Here is a 25496-nt window from a genome sequence, read left to right as displayed (position 1 = left end):
CCAGATGGCAAGCGAGGCCGCTCCCGCCAAGATGTCGGGACTGGCCATGGGTTGGGCACCTCGCGAAACCTCCGCTGCGCCATCTTGGCCAAAAGGAGAACTCCCGGGAATCGGGCGTATTGTTGAGAGGCTCTGAGTGCCGACGGGACCAAAGACACGATGATCGACCACGCCCTGTTCGACCCGGCGACGATCGATCCCGAGACGCTCCGGCTCAATGCCGAGATCGTCGCGGCGCACGCTGCGCTGCCCGATCCCTGGTCGTTGCCGATATCCGAGGTGCGCGAGCGGCGCCGGGCCGGCACGAAGGCGGCACCGGCGATGCCGCACAGCGCCCGCGCGGAATGGCTGACGATCGAGGGCCCCGGTGGCCCCCTCAAGCTCCGCGTCATCCGTCCGAGGCCCGGCACCAAATTGCGGGGCGCGTATCTGCACATCCACCGCGGCGGATGGGTCTGGGGCTCGGCGGATGAGCAGGACCCGTGGCTGGAGCGGATCGCCGACGCCTGTGGTTTCGTCGCCCTGTCGGTGGAGTACCGGCTCGCACCCGAGCATCCCTATCCGGCGGCTCTCCTCGACTGCGAGGCCGCGGCCCTGTGGCTTGCCGGGCCCGGCAAGACCGAACTCGGGATCCACGCCCTCACCATTGGCGGCGAGTCTGTGGGGGCGCATCTCGCCGTGATGGTGCTGCTGCGGTTGCGCGACAAGCACAATTTGCCCCGGGCCTTCCGGGGCGCAAACCTCAACGCTGGCTTCTTCGACCTCGGCCTGACCCCCTCGGTGCGCAACTGGGGCGAGGAGCGACTGGTCGTGAATACCCGCGACCTCACCAAGTTTGCCGACGGCTACGTCCGTGAGGGCATCGACCGGCGCCGGCCGGACGTGTCGCCGATTTATGCCGAGCTGAAGGGCCTGCCGCCGGCTCTGTTCACGATCGGCACCATGGATCCGCTGCTGGACGACACGCTCTACATGTCGGCGCGCTGGGCGGCTGCGGGCAATGGCGGCCATACGGCGATCTACCCCGGCGGCTGCCACGTCTTCGCCCGCTACCCGAGCCCGATGAGCGAGCGGGCTCTGGAGCTGATCGACCGCTTCCTGATGGCGCTCGCCTGAGCGACTCGTCCGAGATCCTGCCGGCGACGTTCCGGGCCTGGTTCGCTGCGCGCGGCTGGGCGCCCAGGCCGCACCAGCTCGACCTCCTGCGGATCGCCGGCGGCGGCCGCTCGGCTCTGCTCGTGGCGCCGACCGGCGCCGGCAAGACCCTGGCGGGGTTCCTGCCGAGCCTCGTCGCCCTCTCCGCGCGCGGAGCGCAGCCGCTGAGGTCGAAGGGGCTGCACACCCTCTACGTCTCGCCGCTGAAGGCGCTGGCGGTGGACATCGCACGCAATCTTGACGCGCCGATCGCCGAGATGGCGCTCCCCATCCAGGTCGAGACCCGTACCGGCGACACGCCCGCCCACAAGCGCACCCGCCAGGTCAGCCGTCCGCCCGACATCCTGCTGACTACGCCCGAGCAGCTGGCGCTGCTGATCGCCCATCGCGAGGCCGCGGCGTTCTTCGCGGGGCTGCGGTGCGTGATCTTGGACGAGCTGCACGCGCTGGTGACCTCCAAGCGCGGCGATCTCCTCGCGCTGGCGCTGGCGCGGCTGCACCGGCTGAGCCCCGGTCTCGCGGCGGTCGGGCTCTCTGCGACGGTGCGCGAGCCGGACGAATTGCGGAAATATCTGGTGCCGCAGATGACGGCTCGTCCTTCCGAAGACGATGACGATCCCGGGTCGGAGACGGCAACCCCGGTTCAGGATTGCGCGCGGGTGCCCACTCCCGCACGGGAGAGGGGGCATGTCGAGCTCCACATGGCCGATCTCGTCACTGTGGCGGGCGGCGCGAAGGCGGACCTGCGCATGCTCGATCTCGGCCGGACGCTGCCGCTCTCGGGCCACACCGCCTGGCACTCGATGCCGGCGATCTACGAGCTGATCCGCGAGCACCGCACGACGCTGGTCTTCGTGAACACGCGCCTCCAGGCCGAGTACACCTTCCAGGAGCTGTGGCGGCTCAACGAGGACGCGCTGCCGATTGCCATCCACCACGGCTCACTGGACGCGCAGCAGCGCCGCCGGGTCGAGGCCGCCATGGCGGCAGGCCAGCTCCGGGCGATCGTCTGCACCGCCACCCTCGATCTCGGCATCGACTGGGGCGACGTCGACCTCGTGGTCAATGTCGGCGCGCCGAAGGGCGCGAGCCGGATCATGCAGCGGATCGGCCGGGCCAACCATCGCATGGACGAGCCCTCGAAGGCCTATCTGGTCCCCGGCAACCGGTTCGAGATGCTGGAGTGCCAGGCCGCGCTGGACGCCGTCGAGGAGGCCGCGCAGGACACTCCCGACGCTCGGCAGGGCGCCCTCGACGTGCTCGCCCAGCACGTGCTGGGCATGGCCTGCGCGGACGCCTTCGATCCTGTCGATCTCTATGACGAGATCGTCTCAGCCGCGCCCTATTCCGCCCTCACCTGGGAATCCTTCGAGCAGGTGGTCGATTACGTCGCCACAGGCGGTTACGCGCTGCGCGCCTACGAGCGCTTCGCCAAGATCGTGCGCGGGCCGGACGGGCTCTGGCGTGTGCGCGATGCCCGCACCGCCCAGGCCTACCGGATGAATGTCGGCACCATCGTCGAGGCAGCGCGGGTGAAAGTTCGGCTCGGGCGGACGCTGCGCGGCAAGCCCGGAACCGTTCTGCCGAAGTCCGGCCGCGTGCTCGGCGAGATCGAGGACGAGTTCGCCGAGACGCTGACGGTCGGCGACACTTTCCTGTTCGCGGGCGAGACCCTGCGCTTCGAGGGTCTCGCCGAGGATGAGTGCCTGGTGACCCGCGCACCGCCTGGCACAGATCCGGCGATCCCCTCCTACGCGGGCGCGAAATTCCCGCTCTCGACCTTCCTGGCCGCCCGGGTCCGGGCGCTCATCGCCGACCCGTTCGAATGGGACCGCCTGCCGAAGCAGATCGGCGAGTACCTGCTGCAGCAGCGCCGTCGGTCGGTCCTGCCGGGTGAGCGCGATCTCCTGGTGGAGACGTTTCCGCGGGGCAAGCGCTACTACCTGACCGCCTTCCCGTTCGAGGGTCGCCTCGCCCACCAGACGCTCGGCATGCTGCTCACCCGCAGGTTGGAGCGCGCCGGCCTGCGGCCGCTTGGATTCGCGGCCAACGATTACGGCATCGCGATCTGGGCGAACCGTGACCTGTCCGAGCGCGCCGCGCTCGATCCGGACTTCATCGGCGACCTCTTCGCCGTCGACATGCTGGGCGACGACCTGGAAGCGTGGCTCGATGAATCGGCGATGATGAAGCGCACCTTCCGGCAATGCGCGGTGATCGGCGGGCTGATCGAGCGCCATCATCCCGGGCAGAAGAAGACCGGACGGCAGGTCACGATCTCCACCGACCTGATCTACGACGTGCTGCGCAAGCACCAGCCCGACCACCTCCTCCTGCGGGCCGCGCGGCAGGATGCGGCAACCGGACTCCTCGACGTGAGGCGCCTCGGCATGATGCTAGAGCGCATCCAGGGGCGAATCATCCACAGGTCTCTCGACCGGGTCTCGCCGCTCTCCGTGTCCGTCATGCTCGAGATCGGGCGCGAGCGGGTCTACGGCGAGGGCGCCGACGAGATCCTGGCCGAGGCCGAGGCGGAGCTTCTTCAGGAGGCTCTGTCCTGACCCGTGATCCGCCCTCCCCCGACGATTCCGAGGATGCGATCTTGGTGGCCGGCCTGAGACTTGAGAAGACATCCAAGCACCCCACCCTGCAGCTCGCGGGCGAGACACTGGTTCTCGACCTCTGCGGCGGTCTCTGGCTGCCGGAGCACCGGACGCTCATCGTCTCGGACCTGCATCTGGAGAAGGGCTCGTCCTACGCGGCCCGGTCCGGTCAGTTCCTGCCGCCCTACGATACCCGCGAGACGCTGGCCTGCCTGCACGAGGCGTTGGTGCGCCACGATCCCGTCCGCGTGGTGGCCCTCGGGGATTCCTTTCACGACGCCCGGGGACCGGAGCGCATGGAGCCCGGCGACCGGGCCATGGTGGCGGCGCTTCAGGACGGCCGCGACTGGGTCTGGATCGCCGGAAACCACGACGCGGCCGTCAGCGAGGGCGTCGGCGGCCGCTACGCCGACGCGCTGACGATCGGCGGATTGGTGCTGCGCCACGAACCGGGTCCTGAGCCCGTGCCCGGCGAGATCGCCGGACATCTCCACCCCTGCGGCAAGGTCGCGATGCGCGGCCGTGCGGTCCGCCGCCGCTGCTTCGTCACCGACGGGACGCGCCTCGTGATGCCGGCCTTCGGCGCCTATGCGGGTGGCCTCAACGTCCGCGACCGGGCGTTTGAGAGCCTGTTCCCGAAGGGCTTTACGGCTCACCTCCTCGGCGACGGACGGGTCTTCGCCATCGGCCGGGCGCAGCTCGCCCGGGACTGACGAGGCCGATCAGGCCGACCTCATGAATCGGGTCACGCTCTCGGAGAGTCCCGCCGAATGGCCGGCGAGGTTCTCGGCGATACCCTGAACGGTCCGGGCGAGCTGACCGGTCGCGCTGGCAGCCTCCGAGACGCCGCCGATGTTGCCGGCCATCTCGTGCGTCGACACCGCCTGCTCCTCGACGGCGCTCGCCATCGCGAGCGTCAGCTTGGAGAGTTCGCCCACCGCCGCGGTGATCGTCTCGATGGCGCCGACCGCCTCGCCCGTGGCGCTCTGGATCGCCGAGACCTGTTGGGTGATCTCGCCCGTGGCCTTGGCGGTCTGCTCGGCCAGCGCCTTCACCTCGCTGGCCACCACCGCGAAGCCCCGGCCGGCCTCGCCGGCCCGCGCCGCCTCAATGGTGGCGTTGAGCGCCAGCAGGTTGGTCTGACCGGCAATCGACTTGATCATGCCGACGACCGCGTCGACCTTGCGGGCGTTCTCGGCGAGCTGCCGCATCGTCGCGTCCGTGGCCTCGGCCTGAACGGCGATCTGCTGCGCCTGTTCCGAGACCCGCGTGACCTGCCCGGAGATCTCCTGGATCGCGCCGTTCATCTGCTCGGACGTCGCCGCGACCGATGAGGCTTTGGCGCGGGCGGATTCGGCCGACTGCATCAACCCCTCGGCCGAGTTCTGCATCTCGTGGATTGCGGAGCCGACGGCGTCGACGACCTGCTTCACCTCCAGTTCCATGTTCACCTGCGCGGTGACCACGGCCCAGGTCAGCATCGGCCCGATGTAGCGGCCGGTCTCGTCGTTCACCGCGGTCACCCGCAGGTTGAGCGTCTCCGGCCTGACCTTGATCTTGGTGGTGTGCGGCAGGCGGCTCGCATCCGCCAGCATGGTGCGCTGGTGGTGCGGATTCTTGTGGAAGACGTCGAAGGAGCACCCGAGCATATCGCCGGCCTTGACCGGCAGATGCTGCTCGATCGTCGCCAGCGTCCGACGCGACGTGGCGTTGAGGTAGTCGATCTTGCAGTCGTCGTTGAGGTCGGCGGTCATCACTGCCACCGGAACGTTGTCGATCATCGTCAGGAGCCGGCTGATCTCCTTTTTCTTCGCCGAGATGTCGGAGGCGAACTTGACCACCTTGATCGGTCGTCCTTTCGCGTCGAGCACCGGGTTGTAGGTGGCCTCGAGCCAGACCGATGCGCCATCCTTGTCGACCCGCAGGAACTCACCGGTGACATACCGGCCGCGCCTCAGGCCGTCCCAGAAGGCGGCATAATCCGGGCTTGCGGCGTAGACCTTCTCGATGAAGAGCTGATGATGCTTGTTCCTGATGTCCGCGAGATTGTATTTCATCAAATTCAGGAAGTTCTGGTTCGCATGGAGGACGTTGCCATCCATGGAGAACTCGATGATCGCCAGCGATCGGTCGAGCGCTTCGATCTCGGTCTGAGCTTCATTGTACATGGTTCGATTGAACATGACGGTGCTCGCAGTATCCGAGTGCGGACCTAACATCTATTATGTTGAAAATTTTATAATTATGCGACGACTGGCAGATTTCGCCGCGCTGTGTCGATGTGATCTGCGGCGCTCTGTTCCGAGAAATCGATCAAAAGACCAGCTAACGGCGCTCAATCCATATTGAGCCGGCAATGTCTTTGTCGAAATACATTTGCAGGCTGAATATCAGAACCAGCCGCGTATCCGGAAGTACACGATCGGCACGACGGCACTGAGCAGGATCAGCCCGAGCGCGTAGGGGTAGCCGTAGGTCCAGTCCAGTTCCGGCATGTGCTTGAAATTCATGCCGTACATGGAGGCGATCAGCGTCGGGGGCACGCCCACGACGGAGACGACGGTCAGCACCCGGAAGACATTGTTCTGCTCGATGTTGATGAGACCGAGGGCCGCGTCCAAGAGGAACTGCACGTTCTCGGCCAGCCGCGTCTCGAACTCATCGAGGGATTCGATGTCGCGCCGGATCGTCTCGAACCGGCCGTCCTCGGGCAGCCCCAGCCCGTCACAGGCCGCCGCGACGAACGGTACGATCCGCTCCAGGCCGAGCAGGCTTGCGCGGATCTTGCCCAACACCTTTCCGCGGTTGCTGATCCCGCGCAAGATCCGGCGCAAGGCAAGGTCGCGGCGGCGGGGCGGCGGGCTCTCCAGCCGCCGCCGATCCGCGCCGCGCACGTCGAAATCGAAGATCCGTGTGGAGAGCGTGTCGAGTTCCGACGCCATGTCTTCAAGTGCGTCCGCGAGACTGTCGACCAGCTCCTCAAGGACGATCAGGAAGATCTCGCTCGGTGTGGCGCTCCCGTCGCCCTCGGCGATGCGCTTTGCCGAGGATTCGAAGGCCCGCAGGTCGTGGAAGCGGATCGTGACGAGGTGGTCCTTCGACAGCAGGAAGCCCAGCGGTTTCAGCTGCGAATCGCTGCGCTCGAAGGTGATCATCGGCGTCGAGAGGGAGAGGCCGCCCTTGACGCGGCGCAGCCGGCTCGACGTCTCGACCTCGGAGAGGGCCGCGCGGGATGGGACGCGGAGGCCGGTCGCGGTCTCGACAGTAGCCGCCTCCTCTGGGCTTGGGTCGTTGAGGTCCAGCCAGACGGCATGGCGGGCGCCTGTGCCGCCGGCTTCCGGTGCCAGCGGCCCGTCTGGTCCGTGCAGGCTCAGCATGAAGGCGCATTATCCATGAGCAGGGAGGAGGCCACCGGGACGTCATCTCGCCGTCACGCGAGGGTGCGACAGCCTTGACTCGGAAGTCACGCGAGACTATCTCGCCGCCGTCATTGGCACTCGCCGAGACAGAGTGCTAACAGTCGGGTTCGCCAGCGGTCCCGCCGGCCGCATCAACGCCAACTCCAGACCTGAAGCAAGAGGGCAGCTCATGAAGTTCCGTCCGCTGCACGACCGCGTGGTCGTCCGTCGCATCGAGAGCGAGGAGAAGACCAAGGGCGGCATCATCATCCCGGACACCGCCAAGGAGAAGCCGCAGGAGGGCGAGGTCGTCGCCGTCGGTCCCGGCGCCCGCGACGAGCAGGGCCGCGTCAACGCGCTCGACGTGAAGGCCGGCGACCGCGTGCTGTTCGGCAAGTGGTCCGGCACCGAGGTCAAGATCGACGGTCAGGATCTCCTGATCATGAAGGAATCCGACATCATGGGCGTCGTCGCCGCCTGATCGGATCACCCCTCCCCGCCCTTTGAGGCCGTCAGGGCCTTGGGGTCCAACCCTACGACAAGAGGCACACAATGGCAGCGAAAGACGTTCGTTTCTCCGCCGACGCGCGTGACAAGATGCTGCGCGGCGTCGACATCCTCGCCGACGCGGTGAAGGTGACGCTCGGCCCGAAGGGCCGCAACGTCGTGATCGAGAAGAGCTTCGGCGCCCCGCGCATCACCAAGGACGGTGTGACGGTCGCCAAGGAGATCGAGCTCGCCGACAAGTTCGAGAACATGGGCGCCCAGATGGTGCGCGAAGTGGCCTCGAAGACCAACGACATCGCCGGTGACGGCACCACCACTGCGACCGTGCTGGCCCAGGCCATCGTCCGCGAGGGCGCCAAGTACGTCGCCGCCGGCATCAACCCGATGGACCTGAAGCGCGGCATCGACCTCGCCACGCAGGCCGCCGTGAAGGACATCACCTCGCGCGCCAAGAAGGTCTCGACCTCCGACGAGGTCGCCCAGGTCGGCACGATCTCCGCCAACGGCGACAAGGAGATCGGCGAGATGATCGCCCACGCCATGCAGAAGGTGGGCAACGAGGGCGTCATCACGGTCGAGGAGGCCAAGACGGCCGAGACCGAGCTCGACGTCGTCGAGGGCATGCAGTTCGACCGCGGCTACCTCTCCCCGTACTTCATCACGAACGCGGAGAAGATGGTCGCCGAGCTCGAGGATCCCTACATCCTCATCCACGAGAAGAAGCTCTCCTCGCTCCAGGCCATGCTGCCGGTGCTCGAGGCGGTTGTTCAGACCGGCAAGCCGCTGCTGATCATCGCCGAGGACATCGAGGGCGAGGCGCTCGCCACCCTGGTGGTCAACAAGCTGCGCGGCGGCCTGAAGGTCGCGGCCGTCAAGGCGCCGGGCTTCGGTGACCGCCGCAAGGCGATGCTCGAGGACATCGCGATCCTGACCAAGGGCCAGATGATCGCCGAGGATCTCGGCATCAAGCTCGAGAACGTGACGCTCCCCATGCTCGGTCGCGCCAAGCGCGTGCGCATCGAGAAGGAGAACACCACGATCATCGACGGCGTCGGCGAGAAGTCCGACATCGAGGGCCGCATCGCGCAGATCAAGGCGCAGATCGAGGAGACCACCTCGGACTACGACCGGGAGAAGCTGCAGGAGCGTCTGGCCAAGCTCGCCGGTGGCGTCGCGGTGATCCGCGTCGGCGGTGCGACCGAGGTCGAGGTGAAGGAGAAGAAGGACCGCGTCGACGACGCCCTCAACGCCACCCGCGCGGCGGTCGAGGAAGGCATCGTCCCGGGCGGCGGCACCGCGCTGCTGCGGGCCAAGAAGGCGGTTTCCGAGCTGAAGTCCGACGTTCCGGACGTGCAGGCCGGCATCAAGATCGTGCTGAAGGCGCTTGAGGCGCCGATCCGCCAGATCGCCCAGAACGCGGGCGTGGAGGGCTCGATCGTGGTCGGCAAGATCACCGACAACACCTCCTCGGAGACCTTCGGCTTCAACGCCCAGACCGAAGAGTACGTCGACATGATCCAGGCCGGCATCGTCGACCCGGCCAAGGTGGTGCGCACCGCCCTGCAGGACGCCGCGTCCGTGGCCGGCCTGCTGGTGACCACCGAGGCGATGGTCGCCGACGCGCCGAAGAAGGACAGCCCTGCTCCGGCGATGCCGGGCGGCGGCATGGGCGGCATGGACTTCTAAGTCCGCGCCATCCATCGAGACGGAGGAAGGGGGTCGCCGAGAGGCGGCCCCTTTTCTTTTGGGCGCGCCGCTCCGCGGAGAGCCCTCTCGTCGTGTATCGCGTCCTCTGGATCGCTCGGGCAGTCTGACCCGCACTGTCATCTCGGAGCCGCGCAATAGGGGCCGGGATCGAGAGCCGCCGACGCGCGAGAGACCGGACCGACAGCGGTTCCCGGATGCCCGCCTCTACCTGCCCGTTCGCGGCCGGGCTCGCCGGCGGGGTTCCGGGATTACGGCGCGGGAGCGAAGACGCTCGCTCAGCAGAACATCATTGTTCGACTGCGATCGCCCCGCTTTCCGGGAGAGGGCATCTCGCCCGCTGAGGGGTCTTGGTGCACGGCGACCAGCCCCTGTGCCCAAAAGAAAACGGGACGGCTTTCGCCGTCCCGTTCGTGGTTGTTCCTATCGGCCTAGGAAGATCGAGGCCAGTCGCTGGAGCAGGCCCCGCGGTGCGGGCGGAGGCGCGCTCTGCCCAGGACCGTCCCCGATCTAAGCGTTGGCGGCGAAGGGGTGCTGGGCCGAGTTGCGCTGCTCGGTGACGGTCGAAGCCTTCGGCTCGCCGTTGACGGCGCGCTGGATCGACAGCTTGGTCGCCTCGTAGTTGTACTTCTGGATCTTGGCGTCGTCCGCCGCCTCCCAGTGGATGAACACGCCGACCAGGATGTACAGGTCGTCGGCCTCGTCAGCCGGGATGATGCCCTCGGCGACGCAGTCCTGAACGGCCTTCGCAACGCCGTGCTGGGCCGGGCCGAACATCTGGACGGCCTGACGGGCGTCGTTGATGGTGACCTTGTTGAACATCAGGGTATTCGGCTTGCACGGCAGGTTCGGCGCGATGACCGCGAGCAGGCTGGTGAAGCCGTGCTTGTTGTTGACCAGGCCGTTGCAGAAAGCCGTCTCGGCCGGCGAACCGCGCGGTCCGATGATGAGGTCGATGTGGGCAACCTCGTTGCCGTCGCCGACGAGTGCTTCGCCGACCTGAACCTTGGTGATCTTCGCCATTCGGTGTCTCTCCCTGGATTCCGAAATAGAGCCGCGCGCCGGGCGATGCCGCGGCCGGGAAGCCATCCTTGTTATCGGCGCCCGACCATGCCGGCCGAGCCGGATGAGCCGAGCCGGTTGGGCCGGACAGCGCGGCGGACCCTACAGCGGGGCCCTGCGGCTCACAACCCGCGCAACGCCCTGCCCCGAAGGAATTTCTGTCCCTCTGCGCCGGGAAAGACCGGAACCTGTGCTCGGTTCAGGCCAAGGCAGCGCCAGCGGCCGCGAGCGCGTCCCAGAACAGGGTCGCGACCGTGAAATCCGCACTCGTTCCGGGGTTGAGCCCGCGCGCCTTCAGCGACGTATCGAGCGCGAGGAGCGTCTCGACCGGCCGGTCTGCAAGGTCGAGCCCGGCCAGCGTCGCCTCGGCTTCCTGACGGAGCGCTTCGGCCGCGACCGCACCCGCCTTGCGCGCGACGTGGCTGTCCGGCACCGATCGCAGATAGGCCAAGTGGATCGCGGTCGTGCACCAAGACGGATCGAGGCCCTTCGCGCGCGCCTCGGCCAGGGTCGCAAGGCCGATACCTGGCACGTCTGCGAAGTCGGTCACGTAGGCCCGTGCGATGCGGTCCCGGTCGGCGGCTTCCGCCATCGCATCCAGAAGGGATTCAGGTGCGGCGGCGGCGACGTCGTGGCGGCCGGCACGCCCGAGGCCGCCGGGATTGGCGCGCCGGATCGCGGTGAAGACGCCCTCGGCATCGCTCCGATCGAGGCTGCGCAATACCGACGCGATCGGTTGATCCCGCTCGGCGGCGGCGGCCAGGGGCGCGCAGAGCAGCAGGATGCCGAGATTGGTGTTCTGACCCACCGCCACCATGGTCGCGGCGACGCCTTCGCGGATGCGCCTGCCGATGCCCGCTCCCGCCTCCGCCAGGGCCGGCGCGGAGACATCGGCGCTGGCCACGAAATCTGCCACTACCATCCGGTGGCCCGCCGCGAAGGCATGGACGTTGCCCGGCTTAAGGGCATCGAGCTCCGCGAGGCAGGCGGCCCGATAGAGCGTTCCGATCAGCGCCGGGTCTAGGCCGGTCATGCCACGACGAGCCGGGGGCGGCTGGCGCCGCGGACGGCGGCGAGGAAACCGCGGACCACCGCGGTGGCGATGTCGGTCTCGCACACGGTCTGAAGGCCCGACCAAGCCGGCATGGAGTTGACCTCCAGGATGGAGAACCCGCCCTCTCCATCCTCGACGAGGTCGACGCCAGAATAATCGACCCCTACGGCACCGGCCGCCGCCTCGGCGAGCTCGGCAGCGGCGCGTGGCATCGCCCACGGCAGCGGGCGGCCGCCCCGGTGAACGTTGGTGATCCAGCCGTCGCCCTCGCGGATCATGCCGGCGATCGCCCGTCCGTCGCAGACAAAGACCCGGTAGTCGCGCCACAATCCGTCCCGGCGCGGAACGTAGCGCTGGAGATAGTAGACCCGCGCCACCGCCTCTTCGTCGGGGAGATCCTCCGGGCGCTCGATCAACGCGAGCCCCTCTCCCTGCGAGCCGAAGAGCGGCTTGAGCACGAGGGGCGCGCCCGGCCGCGCCTCGGCCGCAACCAGGGACGCGGCGGCTTCGCGCTTGGAGAACACCCAGGTGGCCGGAGTTGGCAGGCCTGCCCGGGCGATGAGCAGCGAGGTCGCCGCCTTGTCCACGGAGCGCTCGATGGCGGTGGGCGCGTTCCAGACCGTGACGCCCGCGCCGACCAGAGCGTGCAGGACCCCGAGCCGCATCGTCGTGGCCTCGAAGGTGCCGCCCGCGATGGTCCGCATCAGCACGCCGTCCGGCAGCGAGTCCGGAAAGCCCGGTACCCGCAGGGGTTCGCCGCCGCCCGTCACGACGGCGACGTCGGACAGGGAGAACAGCACCGGCTCGACGCCCTGCGCCTGGAGTGCCGCCAACAGCCGGTTCTTGTGCCAGTTGCCGTTATCGGCCGCGAGCCCGATGTGCATGGGGTTCCTGATCGTCACGGGAGAGGCCCGCCTTCAGAGGCGGGCCGGGGATTGATGCCGCTGAATGCGTCGGGCGCGGACCCCTCTCCCGAGGAGAGGGGGGGCAGTCTTGCTCCCTACAATCGGCTCAGCAGGTGGTCCCGACTCCGGGGAGGGCCGTAGACCTTGAGCGCGGCAAGCGCGCCTCCTCAGGCGAAGGACGCGTCCACGAGCGTCGGCTCCAGGCGGCCGCCCCGATAGGTGGCGCCCGAGCGCACCGACGTGACGATCGCCTCGGCCGGCGAGAACAGGGCGCCGTCGATCTTGTAGAAGTCGCCGTTCACCCGCGCGAAGATGTCGGCGAAGGGAGCGCCGTGGTCGCTCGACGTGGTGGATGGCAGCTGCTCGGCGAGCTGCCTGGCGTCGGCATCGTCGGCGTCGACGAAGAGCTGGACCCGCCCGCCATAGATGATCGCGTCGTTGGTCCGGCCCATCGCCTTGATGAAATCCGGGTGCGGCGGCGAGAGCGGCGCCGAGCCGATGCCGTCCACGATCGCGTGCAGGTCGAAGCCGACCGTGTGCGCCTTGTGCAGGGCGACCTCCAGGACGCGGGCCACCACCTGGGTGGAACCGGCGAGGCTCTGGGTCGGGGCGAAGATGAAGGTCAGGTCCTCGGGCCGCAGCCCGGACGCCTCGGCGACCTTGGCGACGACGCTCTCGGGCGGGCCGCCCGCCGCTTCCAGCACCAGGGTGGTCTTGGTGGCGGAATCGCGAAAGCCGAGCTCCTGGTACAGGTCCTCGACGGCCGCCACAGCGCGGCCCGGGCCCGAGCCGAGGGCGAAGAAGCCGGAATCACCGGTCTCGTCGGCGAGGCTCCAGCCCGCATACTGGCTGCCCAGGCAGGCGAGAACCGGATCGGCGGCGTGCACCGTCACCGAGTAGGGCCAGGACGCGATCGGCCCGCTCGGCGCGATGGTGACGGTGCCGAGACCGCCGAGGCAGATCTCGGCGATGCGCCGCCCGGCCTCGATCGAGCCCCTCGCCTGCGCGCCGGCATCGACCATGCGGGCGCCGCCGGCGGCCTGCGACACGGAGAGCCGCAGCGTCGCGGCGTCGGCCACGAGCCGCTCGACCAGGGGGCCTGAGAGCGCGTTGATGCTGGGATAGGATTGGCTGGCACTCATAACGGGGCTTCCTCGGGGTGTGTTTTCTTCGCCGCGCGGTCGGCCCGCAGGTGTGCCGTCCGCGTTTCCAACAGGGCGAGCACCTCCGCCCGGTCCGCGCCTTCGGCCAGCACCGTGCAGAGCGGCGCGTCGCGGCGGACCACCGAGCCGCGGCACGGACGGTCGCGCACGCAGTCCGGCCAATCGAGGTCCGGCACAGGCGCAAGCTCACGGTCGGCGTAACAGATCTGCGCGGCCGCCGCACCCGCCGGGTGCACGCCGGGATCCGGCATCGTGCCGAGACAGGCGGCGATGTGGGAAGCGAGCAGCGGCGTCCCGCGCCGGTCGAGGATGTCGAGCGTCGCGCCGGGCCTCGGATTGATCTCGGTGAGCCACCAGTCGGTCCCGTGGACCAGCAGGTCGGCGCTGGCGAGGCCGCGAAGACCGGTCGCGGCGACGATCTGCTCGGTCCCGGCGGCGACGGCCTCGACGACGTGAGCGGGAAGCACCGGGGCTTCTCCGGCGCCGCGGGCCAGGGCCCCCGCGTAGCGGAACGGGCGGATCGGCGACGGCGCGCACCATTGCTCGGTGAGCGCGAGGATGCGGATCGTGCGTCCGTCGGCGAGGAAGTTCAGGGCATGCGGCCGCCCCGGCACGCGCGCCTGGAAATAATGGCCCGGCGGCGCGGGCGACCGGGTAGCCGGCCGAATGTGGCTGCCGCCGGAGCCCCCTTCCCGCTTGAGCAGCCAGGCCGCCGGATCCGGCGGCGGGTCGATCGCCACGGCGGGATGCGGCACGCCGAGGCGCGCGCACAGGGCCGCGAAGGCCGGAGGATCCTTGAGGGCGGCGACGGTCCCGGCCGACGCGCCGATCAGCCGGTGCCGCGCGGCGAGGCGGCCGATCAGGCCGGGCGCGTCTTCGAAGCCGCTGCCCAGGACGAGGCCGACCGGGCTCCCGGCCCGCGCGGCGAGGTCGTCAAGCGCCGCCAGGGTGGCGTCCGAGGCGGGGGCGGTGCCGAACCGGCCGGGAAGTGGCCTGTAGGCCTCGGCGAGAGCCAGGGTGTCGGAATCGCCGAACAGATCGGCGACGTAGGGGCGAAGTCCGGCGCGCCGCGCCGCCTCGGCCAGGGCGCGCCCGGCCTGGGCGGCAATCAGGACCGCATCCGCCATTGGAATCCGGTCCGGGAGCGACCTAGCCGGCGATCTCCACCGCGAGCTCGTAGGCGTCGCGGAAATCGAGGCAGAGGGGCGTGTCGGAGGCGAGCATCCGGTCGAACAGGCGCCGCTGCGTCTGGTACTTGACGTTGCCGACCGCCAGCGCGCCGATACCCACGCCCTGGCCGGTGGGCAGGGGCACGTCCACCGCGTTGACGTCGATCCCCGCGATGCCGGCGGGCGGTACGGCGTTCACGTCCGAGGCGACGAGGAGCTTCGGTGCCGATTTCAGGTCGTCCGCCGAGAGGATCGGGATGCCGGCCGGGCCGGCCGAGAGGATCACGTCGGCGTCCCGGATGGCGGCGCGGCGATCCTCGGGCGTGGTGCCGTCGACCGAGCCAACCTCGATGCCGAAGCGCCACTTCATCGTGAAGGCGATCTTCGAGACCCGCTCCTCGCCGTCATGGCCGACCAAGACGGTTGTCGCCCCTTGGAGCGCGCCGATCACCGCCGCCACGTAGGCGACGACGCCGGCACCGCCGAAGATCACGATGCGCTTGCCGGTAAGATCGGTGTTGAATTTCTGCCGCAGCGCGCGGGAGACCTGCGCCACCATGGCGGCGCCGGTGGTGAACGAGCCCGCCGGATCGGCGAAGACATGGTTCACGAAGGGCGGCACGAAGGCCTTCTTGGCGCGGTCGACCATGTCGAGCGCGTCCTCGGCGTTCTTGCCGCCGATGAAGATCCCGGTGCGGGTCCCGTCGGCCGGTGCGCGCGAGAAGATCGAATCCTGCGTCAGCGACACCACATCGGCGAGACTGACCTCGGTGTAGGTCACCACCGTCTCGAAGCCGGCATCCACGGCCATGTTCACATCGAACGGGCTCATGTGCCGGAGCGGCGTCAGCATGTGGAGGATCGAGCGGGCCATGGCGTCCTCTGCGGCGCGCGTCCAATGCGCCTGCCCCGTCCAAACCCGGAGCGGTGTCCTGGGTCAAGTCCGCGGATGCGGGCTCAGTCCGGTCCGGTGACCGCGGCGCCGGCATTTCGGCCGCGCGCGACGAGGAACCGGAGCGTGCTGCCGCGATCCAGGCTTCTCACCAGGGCGCGCGCCTCGCCTTCGGAGGGCATCAGCACGAAGCCGGTGGGCCCCCAGGAGGATTGGCCGTAGCCGGGCACGCCCTGGGCGGCGGCATTGGCCAGCGCCTGCGCCACCGCTCCGCTCGCGTAGCGGCCGCCCTGGTGGGGCGCGAAGTGATCGCCAATCAGGTCTTGAATCCGCGTGATCCCGGCCCCGAAGCCTTGCGGATCGGCAAGGGCGACGGCGGGCAGAACCTGCATCAGCACGATCCGGCAGATCTCGGCCGCCTGAGATTCGGGGAAGCGCGGAAGATCGCGAAACGCCTCCACCTCGCGCGTTCCGTGCACACCGGCCATGCTCGGATCGAGGATGAGCACGACCCGCCATGCCTCGGGATAGGGCAGCCTGGCGATGACCGGGGGCGGTCCGCCGTCCGGTCCGCGGCCGCCGTCGACGATCAGGCCCCCTTCGGTGAAGGCACAGAGGCCGACGCCCGATCGGTTGCCCCGGTCGAGGGTGGCGGAGAACGCGTCGGCCGCGAAGCGTGACCCGTTCAGGCGCGCCATGGCGGCCGCCACTGCCAAAGCGAGCTGCGTCCCGGAGCCGAAGCCGGCATGGGCCGGGATCGCGCGCTCGACCTGGATGGATACGCCTGCGCCGCTTCCGAGATGGGCGGCGGCAGCGCCGACGTAGCCGCGCACGCGCTCGGCCTCCGGGCCTTCGACGGAGAGCCGCGCCGACCGACGGGCGGTCAGCGCCAGGGACGGCTCGTCAATGGCGAGGCCGATGCTGCCGAAACGCCGGCCGAGACCGCCGTGGAGGTCCAGGAAGCCGAAATGCAGCCGCGCCGGCGCCTCGACCCGCACGAGGCCCTCAGGCGCCACATCGTTCCGTTTGGGGACCTCGCCCACGCCAACTCCCTCGAAACCCGCCGGCGGGCCGCCTGATCGGCGCGCTTTTCCCACGCCGCGTGCCGCCGGGGCAACGGGATCGTGAGGTCGATCGGCCGAACCCCCTTGCCGCGGTGCGCGGATGAATGCAAACCTATGATCCGCGACGGCGTGCCGAGTTTGCCGCCTGCCCGGAACTCGCCGGGCGGATGAGCCATTCCGATTCGGTGGGGGAGCCCTTCCATTGGGCGTACCCGCTTCGTCCGGTCTTACGGCCGTCGCCCGCTCCGAAGCCAAGCAAGAACGTTGCGAGAGGGAGCATGGCAGCCTGGGTGAAAGGTGGCGCGACGGACGCGGACACCGCCATCGAGGCGGCCGCATCCCTGCTCGCCAAAGCGCGCTCGCCGGTCATCGCCGGTCTGAGCGCGGACGTCGCCGCAATTCGCGCGGCCTTTGATCTCGCGGGTCGAATCGGTGCGTCGATCGACACCGCCGGAGCCGCGTCGACCTACGCCGAACTCGGATCGCTCAGCCGGATCGGCGGCATGACGACGACGCCGGCCGAGGCGGTCGGGCGCGCCGACACGGTGCTGGCCGTCGGCGCCGCACCCTGGCAGGCGCAGCTCTTGAAGCGGCTGGCGGATTCCAAGCCGTCGCGCGGGCGCGCCGCCGGTGCGGATCGTGCCATCCTTTCCATCGGCGCGAACGTTGGCGGCACCTCCGTGTCGCTGGCTTGGCCGGCCGAAGGCGGTCTGCTGGAGGGACTTGCCGAGCTGCGGGCCTACACCCGCGGCCACTTGGCGGGCGACACGCTTCCGTCGCAGATCGCCAAGCGTCTCGCCGAGGGGCGGTACGGCGTCCTGCTCTACGATCCCGCCGAGATCGGCGAGCTCGGTGTCGAGATGCTCCAGGGCCTCGCCATGGAGCTGAGCGAGACGACGCGCTGCTTCACGCTTCCCGTCGGGCGGGCGGGGCAGGACCGGGCCGTCGTGCCGGTCTCTGCCTGGATGACCGGCCAGGCTCCGCGCAGCGGCTTCGGGCGCCGGGTGCCGGAGCATGATCCGTGGCGCTTCGACGCCGCTCGGCAGGTCGCCGCCGGCGAGGCCGATGCCGTCCTGTGGCTCGCGTCCATGCCGGTCGACCGGCCGGCATGGCTTTCGTCCGTGCCGTCCGTCAGCCTGATCGCGGACGCAGAGGCTGGCGCTGCCGACGTGGTGATCGCGGTCGGTCAGCCTGGCCGCGACCACGGTGGCGTCCTGTGGAACGAGCAGCGCGCCGCGATGACCTACTGGCCGGCTTCGGCGCCGTCCGACCGGCCGTCGGCCGCATCGGTGCTGGGCGCCCTCAAGGAGCGCCTGATCGCCGGCCAAGCCGCGTCGAGGAGTGAGTCCGCATGCTGAGCGTGATCCGGGGCGGGCGCGTCGTCGATCCGACCGCGTCCCGCGATGCCGTCGGTGACGTCTGGATCGAGGACGGCCGCGTGATCGATCCGCCGGGCCGTGAACCCGACCGGGTGATTGACGCGGCAGGCTGCGTGGTGATGGCCGGCGGCGTCGAGGTGCATTCACATATCGCCGGCGGCAACGTCATCACCTCGCGCCTGCTCCTGCCCGACCTCTACGTGAGCGAGACCGCGCCAGAGGGGCATCCCTTCGCGCATGCGGGCGGGGCCGCGGCCTGGATCGGGTCGACTTATGCGCGGATGGGCTACACCACCGCGGTCGAGCCGGCGATGCCGCCGACCCACGCTCTGGGGACACAGCTCGAACTCGCCGACATCCCGCTGCTGGACCGCGGCGCGCTGACCGTGATGGGCAACGACGACCAGCTGCTCCAGATGCTCCGTGACCGCGAGGGCGGGAACGCGGTTCGCGACTTGGTGGCGCTCACGCTCGCCGAATCGCGCGGGCTCGGCGTGAAATGCATCAATGCGGGTGGCGCCTCCGCCTTCAAGGACGGATTCCTCCGCCTGTCCATCGACGAGGAGATCCCGTGCTACGGGCTCACCACGCGTCAGATCATGGGCTCGCTGCTCGACGCGGTGGAGGAGATCGGCGTCCCGCACCCGCTGCACGTCCATTGCAACAATCTGGGCCTGCCCGGCGCGGACGAGTCGTTCATGGCGACGCTGGAGGCGGCCGAAGGCCGGCGAATCCACTTCGCCCACGCGCAGTTCTACGCTTACGGCGCGGTCGATCCGGCGAATCCCGGGACCGGTGGCTTCCGCTCGGCTGCGGAGCGTATCGCCCGAGCGATCACCGACAATCCGAACGCCACTCTCGATATCGGGCAGGTGGTCTTCGGGCAGACCGTCACTGTCTCCCTCGACATCCTCCGCCAATTCGCGGGCCGGAAAGGCGCCAAGCCGAAGAAGTGGGTGCTGAACGCCGGCGACGCGGAGGGCGGCGGCGTGGTGCCGTTCCTGTACCGGCCTCGCGGCCCGACCAGCTCGCTGCAATGGGCAATCGGTCTGGAGATCATGCTGCTCTCCACCGACCCGGAGCGGACGATCCTGACCACGGACCACCCGAACGGCGGTCCGTTCACGCAATATCCCCGCATCATCCATCTCCTCATGGATAAGGCTGAGCGCGACCGCGAGATCGCGACGCTGCCAGGCATCGTGGGCGAGCGCTCGAGCCTGCCGAGCCTGGAGCGCGAGTATACACTGTCGGAGATCGCCCAGATGACCCGGTCGGGACCGGCCAAGCTTCTGGGACTCACCGACCGCGGACACCTGCGGCCCGGCGCCCGAGCGGACGTGGCGGTCTACCGCGACGACACCGACCGGACCGCGATGTTCACGGCCGCCAAGCTTGTCCTCAAGGACGGCGTGCCGATCATCGAGGACGGCGAGGTGGTCGAGTGGCGCTCCGGCCGGACGCTGGCACTTTCGGTCGAATCCGATCGGGCGATGGCGAAGCGCGCCGACGCCTATCTCACCGACCGCTTCGGCGAGGGCCTCGGCAGCTTCGCCGTGCCGGACGCGGCCTTCGGCGGAGGCGCGGAGATCTTCGAGGACGTTGCATGCCGGGCGTGATCAGCGGGGCGAGCCGCGGAAGAACCAATGTCTGACCTCTCCCTCAACGGCATCCGGGTCGTCGACACCTTCGCGGAAGCGTTCGACGTGGCCGGCACCGCCATCATCGTCACCAACGACACCGCCAAATGGGCGATGATCGCCGCGACCACGATGACGGGCTTCGCCACATCGGTCATCGGCTGCGGCGCCGAGGCCGGGATCGATGCCGAACTGTCACCGGAGGAGACTCCGGATGGGCGTCCGGGCGTGCGCATCCTGCTGTTCGGGTTCGAGCCGAACGGCCTCAAGGATCAGCTGATCAAGCGTGTCGGACAGTGCATTCTCACCTGTCCGGGCACGGCCTGCTACGCGGGCGTCGGCGGTCCCACTAAGATCAAGCTCGGCGGCGCGATCCGCTACTTCGGCGACGGTTTCGCGGTGGCCAAGCGCCTACCCGATGCCGCCGGCAAGGCCCGGCGCTACTGGCGCATCCCGGTGATGGACGGCGAGTTCCTGTGCGAGGACTCCGTCCGGGCCGTCGACGGTGCGGTCGGCGGCGGCAACCTGCTGTTCCTCGGCCGCAACCATGCGGAGACGCTGAAGGTCGCCGAGATCGCCGTGGAAGCCGCCAAGGCGGTGCCCGGCGCGATCCTGCCGTTCCCCGGCGGCATCGTGCGATCCGGGTCCAAGGTCGGCGGCCGGACCAAGGGCATGATGGCATCCACCAACGACGCTTACTGCCCCACCCTGAAGGGACGCGCCGGCTCGGCGCTGCCGGCCGAATGCGGAGTGGTCCTGGAAATCGTGATCGACGCTCTCACCTCGCAGGGTGTGTCCGATTCGATGCGGGCCGGCCTCCATGCGGCCACCGAGGTTGGCGGCAAGCACGGGCTGATCGCCGTCACGGCCGGCAATTACGGCGGCAATCTGGGCCGCCACCACTATCACCTGCGCGACCTGATCGCGCGAAACGACTCCAAGTCGGAGGGCTGAGCGTTGAGCACCCTCACCCTGCGCGCGACGCCGCCTGAGCGGCTCGACTTCCTCAACATCAATCCCCTGGCGCTGAGCCGCCTGTCCAAGGCCGAAGCCGAGCGCCTGGAGGTCGGGACGAGCCGGACTGGCGTATGCCTCGGCGACTGCTTCTCCGTCTCCCTCGACGGTTCGAACTCGCTGACCATCGAGGGCGGCCACGAGCGCCTCGACCGCGTGGGTGCGGCCCTGTCGGAGGGCGCGATCCGCGTGACCGGCGATGTCGGCCAGCGCCTCGGCGCCGGCATGGTCGGCGGAAGACTGACGGTAGCAGGCCATGCCGGTCCCTACGCGGCAGCGGGTGCCACCGGCGGCATCATCACCATCGAAGGTGACGCGGGTGACCACGCCGGCGGTGCCGTCTACGCCGCCAAGGCAGGGCTCGACGGGGCGACGCTGATCATCCGGGGCACGGCGGGGGACTATCTCGGCGACCGGATGCGCCGCGGAACGATCGTGGCCGGGCGCGCCGGTGCGTTCGCCGGCGCGCGCATGATCGCCGGAACCTTGGCGGCGCTCACGGTCGGCGATCATCCGGGCTTGGGCATGCGCCGCGGCACGCTCGTCGTCGGCGCACACGGGCGGCTGGCCCCGACTTTCGTGGAGACCGGCTCGCACGACCTCGTGTTCCTGCGCCTGCTGACCAAGGTCCTGCGCGGTCTCAGCGCCGAGCACGCCGAGCTCCTCGGCCGGCCGCTGCGTCGCTACTCCGGCGATCTCGCTACCATCGCCAAGGGGGAGATCTGGGTCGCGTCCTGACGCCGCCTGGGCACGGCCGGTCAGGGCATCATATGCTTGGCCGAAGCCGGCCCGAGCGAGGCCGGCAGCCCGGGGAGGCACCCATGCTGCTGCTGTTGTCAATCTGCCTCGTCGCCCAGCCCTCGACCTGCCGCGAGGACCGGATCGAGATGTCCTACGAGAATTCCAGTCCTTTCGTGTGCCTGCGCAACTCGCAGAGCGCGCTGGCGACCTGGCAGGCCGCGCATCCCGAATGGCACGTGGAACGCTGGCGCTGCGCCGCCAAGGGCAGCCTGCCGAAGGACCTGTGACGGCGCCTTGGCTCCGCATCCGGGCAGTGACATGCTCGGGACCGCGTTGAGAGCGGGACGGGAACGATGCGCTCGCTGAAGGTCCGCTTCGCGCTGCTGCTCGGCGGCACTGCCATCGTGGTGATGCTGGCGGCCGTGGCCGCGCTCACGGCGATCGGGGCGGCCGAGCGCACCGTCGACCGCACCCTGGAGGCCCAGCGTCGGCTGGAGCTGCTCGCTGAGCTGTCCGGCCGTCTCACCCAGTTCGGCCTCGCGGCCGTCGAGACCGTTGGCAATCCTGACGGCCAGCCCGAAGCGATGGGGATCGCCCGCGACAATGCGGATCGCGCCCTGACCACCGTGGACGAGGCACTGGCGAAGAGTTTCCCACCGAGTGACGATCCCGCCGACCGGATGCAGTACGCGGCACGGACGCGCCCCATGGCGCAGCTGAGGGCCGCCCGGGCCATCCTCGACCGGCAGGTGGCGCTGATCAGCCGCCAGACCGATCCCGAGAAGCGTCAGGACGCCATCAAGGGCGCTCTCAACGGGTTCGGTGCCATGACCGGCCAGCCGCTCTCGTTCCTCATCGAGGCGGAGCGGCGCAGTATGGCGCTGGGCTCCGAGCAGGCCCGCGCGCTCTCGGTGCGCCTGCGCGTTGCCGCCGCCGCCGCGGTGGCGGCGGCCCTCGTCCTGCTGGCGATCCTCTATCGCGGCGTCACCCGGCCGACCCTGGCGCGGATCGAGGAGGTTCGGCGGGCGGCGAGCGCCATCGGGCATGGCGCCCTCGACACGCGCCTCTCCGTAGCGACCCGCGACGAACTCGGCCTGCTGATGACCAACGTCAACCGCATGGCCGCCCGCCTCGCCCGGCGCGAGTCCCGGGTGGCGGCGGATCGTGCGGCTCTGGAGGATACCGTAGCGGCCCGGACGGCGGATCTGCGCGCCGCCAATGCCCGCCTTGAGGCCGTCGACCAATCCCGGCGGCGCTTCTTCGCCGATGTCAGCCACGAGTTGCGGACGCCGCTCACCGTGATCCTCGGTGAATGCGACCTCGCCCTGCGCGGCGCGTCCCGCGGGGCTGATCCGGCGCCGATCTTCGCCACGATCAAGAAGCGCGCGCAGCGCCTGAAGCTGCGTGTCGAGGATCTCCTGCGCGTCGCCCGCTCCGAAACGGGCGAGATCGAGTTCGACAAGCGGCCGCTCGGGCTCGCCCTGGTCTTGTCGGAAGCGGTCGACAACATGGCTTCGGAGGCCGCCCGCCGCCGGGTCGCACTCACCCTCGATCCCGGAACCCGGGACGTCGAGTGCCTCGCCGACCGCGAGTGGATCCGGCAGACCGTCGAGAGCCTCGTGGACAATGCCCTGCGGCACGCCACCGGCTTGACCCGGGTCGAGGTTGCGCTGTCGGCCGGTCCGGGGCCAGTCGGGCGGATCACCGTGACCGATGACGGGCCGGGATTCGGCGCGTCCGAGGCCGACCTGTTCGAGCGGTTCCGGCGCGGCAAGGGCGCCGGCCCGGACGAGACCGGGTTCGGGATTGGCCTCGCCCTGGCGCGCTGGATCGTCGAGCAGCACGGCGGCACGATCCGGCTCGGCACGGGTGCCGGGGGCTGCGGCGCCCGCGTCAGCCTGGACATCCCGGCGTACGATCCGGCATGGGAAGGGAGCACGGCCGGGGACGCGGCCGGCAACGCGCAGGTGAGGGAGCCGGCTGCATGACGCGGATCCTGATCGTCGAGGACGATATCGACATCCGGGGCCTTCTGGCCCGGGGTCTGGAGGCGGAAGGATTCGAGGTCGGCACGGCGGCCTGCGTGGACGAGGCTCTCAAGGCCGCGCACGATCCGGCGCCCGGGGCGGTGCTCCTCGACATCAACCTGCCCGATGGTTCCGGTCACGACGTCTGCCGGTCGCTGCGCGAGGGCGGGTTCCCCGGCCCGATCCTGTTCCTCTCCGCCCGGGACGAGATCCGCGACCGTGCCGAAGGTCTGGCGATGGGCGCCGACGACTACATCGTCAAGCCGTTCGAGTTCGACGAATTGGTCGCGCGGCTGCGCACGCACCTGATGCGCCGCGAACAGGCAGAGGCGCCGCGCTCGCGCATCACTGTGGGCAAGCTGATGCTCGACCTCGACACCCGCCAGGCCAGTTGCGGCGAGGCCAGTGCCCGGCTCACTCCCCGCGAGGCGGATCTCCTTGGCATGCTGATGGAGAGCATAGGCAAGCCGGTTTCCCGCGCCGAGATCTTCGACAGGCTCTGGGCGAGCCAGGGTGGCCTGTCGCTCAACGTCGTCGACGTCTACATCGGCTATCTGCGCTCGAAGATGGCCGATTTCGTCCGCTACGGCGGGCCGGGATTGGTCACCGTGCGCGGAAAGGGGTTCATGCTCGAGCTTCGCGGCCCCGACTTTCGTCAGTGACAAACTATACTTAAGTCGAAGCAACGGCGTTTCTCGATGGTTTCTGGGCGTTTAGGCAGTGTCTCGCAAAAAATTTGGGAGGATCCGGCAACTTAGTGCTTGAAGAGCGCAGCTGAATCGTCGATACCGGTTCTGCGCCGGAAATGAGAGCGCCATCAGTGTCTTAGGGTCTTCTTAGGAACCTCGCGACACTCGGTGAGGATACCGCCAAGGAGAAACACCATGAAGTGGGCTGCCCCCGTCGTGTCCGAGATCTGCGTCGGCATGGAAGTGACGAGCTACGAGTCAGCCGAGATCGACACCTTCAACTGAGTTTCCGAGGGCCGGGGATCGCGGGAGCCGCACCATGCGCATCGTGATCCTCGGTTCCGCGGCTGGCGGCGGCCTTCCACAGTGGAATTGCCGCTGCCCCAATTGCACGCTGGCGCGGTCCGAGCCGGACCGGGTGCGGCCCCGGACCCAGTCGAGCATCGCGGTTTCCGCGGACGGGTCGGATTGGCTGCTGATCAACGCCTCGCCGGACATCCGGCAGCAGCTTTTCGACAATCCGCAGATGCACCCCCGCGAAGGCCTGCGCCATTCGCCCATCCGGGCCGTGCTCCTGACCAACGGCGATGTCGATCACGTCGCGGGTCTTCTGACCCTGCGCGAAGGTCAGCCCTACACCCTCTACGCGACCCGCGGCATCCTCGACTCCGTGAACGCGAACCGCGTCTTCGACGTGATGGCGGAGGGCGTGGTTGCCCGGCAGTCGATCGGCATGGGCGAACGGTTCGAGCCCCTGCCCGGCCTGTCGGTCACCCTTTTTCCTGTCCCCGGCAAGGTGCCGCTCTGGCTCGAGGACGAGACCATGGAGATCGGCGCCGAGACCGAAACCACGGTCGGCGCGCTGATCGAGGCCGGCGGGCGTCGCCTCGCCTATATTCCTGGCTGCGCGCGGGTAACGAACGGCCTGCGGGATCGGATCACCGGTGTGGACGCGCTCCTGTTCGACGGCACCGTCCTGCATGACGACGACATGATCCGCGCCGGCGTCGGCACGAAGACCGGTTGGCGCATGGGGCACGTTCCGATGCGCGGGGAGAACGGCTCAATCGACGCCCTCGCCGGCGTGCCGATCGGACAGCGCATCTTCGTGCACATCAACAACACCAATCCGGTGCTGGTCGAGGGCTCGCCCGAACGGGCCGACGTCGAGGCCGCCGGCTGGACCGTGGCTCACGATGGTCTGAGCCTGTCGCTTTAGAACGCTTTTGCCGCAGGGGATCTTGGGGGTTGGGGCCCGACCGCCGGCCCCCGCAGCCGGGACCGGCGGTTGGGTGCCGGGCTGGCCAGCACTATATCGTTCCTGAGGCCC

Annotated in this window: 23 protein-coding genes; 14 read left to right on the top strand and 9 right to left on the bottom strand. The window is 69.3% G+C overall.

All coding sequences use genetic code 11. The features are described from left to right. The first annotated feature begins 159 nt into the window (after positions 1-159). The 3 genes from ACYCO6_RS09730 to pdeM are packed head-to-tail and all read left to right on the top strand — an operon-like array spanning position 160 to position 4471. Positions 160-1116 (top strand): alpha/beta hydrolase, encoded by a 957-nt coding sequence (locus ACYCO6_RS09730; protein WP_459771500.1) that lies wholly within the window; start codon positions 160-162, stop codon positions 1114-1116. Further along, a complete protein-coding gene (locus ACYCO6_RS09725; protein WP_459773493.1) occupies positions 1113-3716 on the top strand; it encodes a ligase-associated DNA damage response DEXH box helicase in 2604 nt (867 codons plus the stop codon). The genes ACYCO6_RS09730 and ACYCO6_RS09725 overlap by 4 nt, the downstream gene beginning before the upstream one ends. A gap of 41 nt (positions 3717-3757) precedes the next feature. After that, positions 3758-4471, top strand: a complete 714-nt coding sequence (pdeM, locus tag ACYCO6_RS09720) for a ligase-associated DNA damage response endonuclease PdeM (RefSeq protein WP_459771498.1) — start codon at positions 3758-3760, stop codon at positions 4469-4471. Between the two features lie 9 nt (positions 4472-4480). Here pdeM and ACYCO6_RS09715 read toward each other — a convergent pair whose 3' ends face one another. Continuing rightward, positions 4481-5941: a methyl-accepting chemotaxis protein gene (locus tag ACYCO6_RS09715; protein ID WP_459771495.1), complete on the bottom strand. Its 1461-nt coding sequence runs from the start codon at positions 5939-5941 to the stop codon at positions 4481-4483. Between the two features lie 207 nt (positions 5942-6148). After that, positions 6149-7135, bottom strand: a complete 987-nt coding sequence (locus ACYCO6_RS09710; protein WP_459771492.1) for a magnesium transporter CorA family protein — start codon at positions 7133-7135, stop codon at positions 6149-6151. A gap of 211 nt (positions 7136-7346) precedes the next feature. Between ACYCO6_RS09710 and groES the strand changes: the two genes are divergently transcribed. Both groES and groL read left to right on the top strand, forming a co-directional pair. Further along, a complete protein-coding gene (groES, locus tag ACYCO6_RS09705; protein ID WP_459771490.1) occupies positions 7347-7637 on the top strand; it encodes a co-chaperone GroES in 291 nt (96 codons plus the stop codon). Positions 7638-7708: 71 nt separating this feature from the next. Further along, entirely contained in the window at positions 7709-9349 is a 1641-nt protein-coding gene (gene groL, locus ACYCO6_RS09700) for a chaperonin GroEL (protein ID WP_459771488.1), read from the top strand. Positions 9350-9877: 528 nt separating this feature from the next. Here the strand turns inward: groL and fae are convergent. The 7 genes from fae to ACYCO6_RS09665 all read right to left on the bottom strand — a co-directional run bounded on the left by fae (position 9878) and on the right by ACYCO6_RS09665 (position 16655). Then, complete coding sequence (fae, locus tag ACYCO6_RS09695; protein WP_459771486.1) at positions 9878-10390, bottom strand: 5,6,7,8-tetrahydromethanopterin hydro-lyase; 513 nt, start codon at positions 10388-10390, stop codon at positions 9878-9880. Positions 10391-10628: 238 nt separating this feature from the next. Next, on the bottom strand, positions 10629-11462 hold the full coding sequence (locus tag ACYCO6_RS09690; RefSeq protein ID WP_459771483.1) for a triphosphoribosyl-dephospho-CoA synthase: 834 nt from the start codon (positions 11460-11462) through the stop codon (positions 10629-10631). Then, positions 11459-12367 carry an ATP-grasp domain-containing protein gene (locus ACYCO6_RS09685; protein WP_459771481.1) on the bottom strand — a complete coding sequence of 303 codons (909 nt, stop codon included), beginning with the start codon at positions 12365-12367 and terminating at the stop codon, positions 11459-11461. Before ACYCO6_RS09685 ends, ACYCO6_RS09690 begins: the two co-directional genes overlap by 4 nt. 188 nt (positions 12368-12555) lie before the next feature. Continuing rightward, positions 12556-13530: a methenyltetrahydromethanopterin cyclohydrolase gene (gene mch / locus ACYCO6_RS09680; RefSeq protein ID WP_459771479.1), complete on the bottom strand. Its 975-nt coding sequence runs from the start codon at positions 13528-13530 to the stop codon at positions 12556-12558. Then, on the bottom strand, positions 13527-14678 hold the full coding sequence (locus tag ACYCO6_RS09675; protein WP_459771477.1) for an ATP-grasp domain-containing protein: 1152 nt from the start codon (positions 14676-14678) through the stop codon (positions 13527-13529). Before ACYCO6_RS09675 ends, mch begins: the two co-directional genes overlap by 4 nt. A gap of 22 nt (positions 14679-14700) precedes the next feature. Beyond that, the gene (locus ACYCO6_RS09670; RefSeq protein ID WP_459771474.1) at positions 14701-15594 is read right to left on the bottom strand and encodes an NAD(P)-dependent methylenetetrahydromethanopterin dehydrogenase; all 894 of its coding nucleotides are present in this window, start codon (positions 15592-15594) and stop codon (positions 14701-14703) included. 83 nt (positions 15595-15677) lie between these two features. Continuing rightward, positions 15678-16655: a beta-ribofuranosylaminobenzene 5'-phosphate synthase family protein gene (locus ACYCO6_RS09665; protein ID WP_459771472.1), complete on the bottom strand. Its 978-nt coding sequence runs from the start codon at positions 16653-16655 to the stop codon at positions 15678-15680. Between the two features lie 299 nt (positions 16656-16954). Between ACYCO6_RS09665 and ACYCO6_RS09660 the strand changes: the two genes are divergently transcribed. The 9 genes from ACYCO6_RS09660 to pqqB all read left to right on the top strand — a co-directional run bounded on the left by ACYCO6_RS09660 (position 16955) and on the right by pqqB (position 25385). Beyond that, positions 16955-18034 carry a formyltransferase gene (locus tag ACYCO6_RS09660; protein WP_459771469.1) on the top strand — a complete coding sequence of 360 codons (1080 nt, stop codon included), beginning with the start codon at positions 16955-16957 and terminating at the stop codon, positions 18032-18034. Continuing rightward, positions 18028-19674 carry a formylmethanofuran dehydrogenase subunit A gene (locus ACYCO6_RS09655; RefSeq protein ID WP_459771467.1) on the top strand — a complete coding sequence of 549 codons (1647 nt, stop codon included), beginning with the start codon at positions 18028-18030 and terminating at the stop codon, positions 19672-19674. Before ACYCO6_RS09660 ends, ACYCO6_RS09655 begins: the two co-directional genes overlap by 7 nt. A 27-nt stretch (positions 19675-19701) precedes the next feature. Continuing rightward, a complete protein-coding gene (gene fhcD / locus ACYCO6_RS09650) occupies positions 19702-20649 on the top strand; it encodes a formylmethanofuran--tetrahydromethanopterin N-formyltransferase (protein ID WP_459771464.1) in 948 nt (315 codons plus the stop codon). 3 nt (positions 20650-20652) lie between these two features. Beyond that, on the top strand, positions 20653-21447 hold the full coding sequence (locus ACYCO6_RS09645; RefSeq protein ID WP_459771462.1) for a formylmethanofuran dehydrogenase subunit C: 795 nt from the start codon (positions 20653-20655) through the stop codon (positions 21445-21447). An 83-nt stretch (positions 21448-21530) separates the two neighbouring features. Beyond that, entirely contained in the window at positions 21531-21737 is a 207-nt protein-coding gene (locus ACYCO6_RS09640) for a hypothetical protein (RefSeq protein WP_459771460.1), read from the top strand. A 66-nt stretch (positions 21738-21803) separates the two neighbouring features. After that, on the top strand, positions 21804-23438 hold the full coding sequence (locus tag ACYCO6_RS09635) for a sensor histidine kinase (RefSeq protein ID WP_459771458.1): 1635 nt from the start codon (positions 21804-21806) through the stop codon (positions 23436-23438). After that, positions 23435-24139, top strand: a complete 705-nt coding sequence (locus tag ACYCO6_RS09630) for a response regulator transcription factor (RefSeq protein WP_459771456.1) — start codon at positions 23435-23437, stop codon at positions 24137-24139. Before ACYCO6_RS09635 ends, ACYCO6_RS09630 begins: the two co-directional genes overlap by 4 nt. Positions 24140-24361: 222 nt before the next feature. Then, positions 24362-24451 (top strand): pyrroloquinoline quinone precursor peptide PqqA, encoded by a 90-nt coding sequence (pqqA, locus tag ACYCO6_RS09625; protein ID WP_007564431.1) that lies wholly within the window; start codon positions 24362-24364, stop codon positions 24449-24451. A 34-nt stretch (positions 24452-24485) separates the two neighbouring features. After that, positions 24486-25385: a pyrroloquinoline quinone biosynthesis protein PqqB gene (gene pqqB / locus ACYCO6_RS09620; RefSeq protein ID WP_459771452.1), complete on the top strand. Its 900-nt coding sequence runs from the start codon at positions 24486-24488 to the stop codon at positions 25383-25385. Positions 25386-25496 lie beyond the last annotated feature (111 nt).

The organism is Methylobacterium sp. CM6257, from assembly GCF_054611515.1.
The sequence above is the reverse complement of the archived record's forward strand: the minus strand, read 5'-3'. Positions and strand labels throughout refer to the sequence as shown.

What these genes read in the sequence shown, in the direction of transcription:
- ACYCO6_RS09730 (WP_459771500.1), top strand. Translation starts at nt 160, where the DNA reads ATGATCGACCACGCCCTGTTCGACCCGGCGACGATCGATCCCGAGACG.
- ACYCO6_RS09715 (WP_459771495.1), bottom strand. Translation starts at nt 5,941, where the DNA reads ATGTTCAATCGAACCATGTACAATGAAGCTCAGACCGAGATCGAAGCG.
- ACYCO6_RS09710 (WP_459771492.1), bottom strand. Translation starts at nt 7,135, where the DNA reads ATGCTGAGCCTGCACGGACCAGACGGGCCGCTGGCACCGGAAGCCGGC.
- groES (WP_459771490.1), top strand. Translation starts at nt 7,347, where the DNA reads ATGAAGTTCCGTCCGCTGCACGACCGCGTGGTCGTCCGTCGCATCGAG.
- groL (WP_459771488.1), top strand. Translation starts at nt 7,709, where the DNA reads ATGGCAGCGAAAGACGTTCGTTTCTCCGCCGACGCGCGTGACAAGATG.
- fae (WP_459771486.1), bottom strand. Translation starts at nt 10,390, where the DNA reads ATGGCGAAGATCACCAAGGTTCAGGTCGGCGAAGCACTCGTCGGCGAC.
- ACYCO6_RS09690 (WP_459771483.1), bottom strand. Translation starts at nt 11,462, where the DNA reads ATGACCGGCCTAGACCCGGCGCTGATCGGAACGCTCTATCGGGCCGCC.
- ACYCO6_RS09685 (WP_459771481.1), bottom strand. Translation starts at nt 12,367, where the DNA reads ATGCACATCGGGCTCGCGGCCGATAACGGCAACTGGCACAAGAACCGG.
- mch (WP_459771479.1), bottom strand. Translation starts at nt 13,530, where the DNA reads ATGAGTGCCAGCCAATCCTATCCCAGCATCAACGCGCTCTCAGGCCCC.
- ACYCO6_RS09675 (WP_459771477.1), bottom strand. Translation starts at nt 14,678, where the DNA reads ATGGCGGATGCGGTCCTGATTGCCGCCCAGGCCGGGCGCGCCCTGGCC.
- ACYCO6_RS09670 (WP_459771474.1), bottom strand. Translation starts at nt 15,594, where the DNA reads ATGGCCCGCTCGATCCTCCACATGCTGACGCCGCTCCGGCACATGAGC.
- ACYCO6_RS09660 (WP_459771469.1), top strand. Translation starts at nt 16,955, where the DNA reads ATGGCAGCCTGGGTGAAAGGTGGCGCGACGGACGCGGACACCGCCATC.
- ACYCO6_RS09655 (WP_459771467.1), top strand. Translation starts at nt 18,028, where the DNA reads ATGCTGAGCGTGATCCGGGGCGGGCGCGTCGTCGATCCGACCGCGTCC.
- fhcD (WP_459771464.1), top strand. Translation starts at nt 19,702, where the DNA reads ATGTCTGACCTCTCCCTCAACGGCATCCGGGTCGTCGACACCTTCGCG.
- ACYCO6_RS09640 (WP_459771460.1), top strand. Translation starts at nt 21,531, where the DNA reads ATGCTGCTGCTGTTGTCAATCTGCCTCGTCGCCCAGCCCTCGACCTGC.
- ACYCO6_RS09635 (WP_459771458.1), top strand. Translation starts at nt 21,804, where the DNA reads ATGCGCTCGCTGAAGGTCCGCTTCGCGCTGCTGCTCGGCGGCACTGCC.
- ACYCO6_RS09630 (WP_459771456.1), top strand. Translation starts at nt 23,435, where the DNA reads ATGACGCGGATCCTGATCGTCGAGGACGATATCGACATCCGGGGCCTT.
- pqqA (WP_007564431.1), top strand. Translation starts at nt 24,362, where the DNA reads ATGAAGTGGGCTGCCCCCGTCGTGTCCGAGATCTGCGTCGGCATGGAA.
- pqqB (WP_459771452.1), top strand. Translation starts at nt 24,486, where the DNA reads ATGCGCATCGTGATCCTCGGTTCCGCGGCTGGCGGCGGCCTTCCACAG.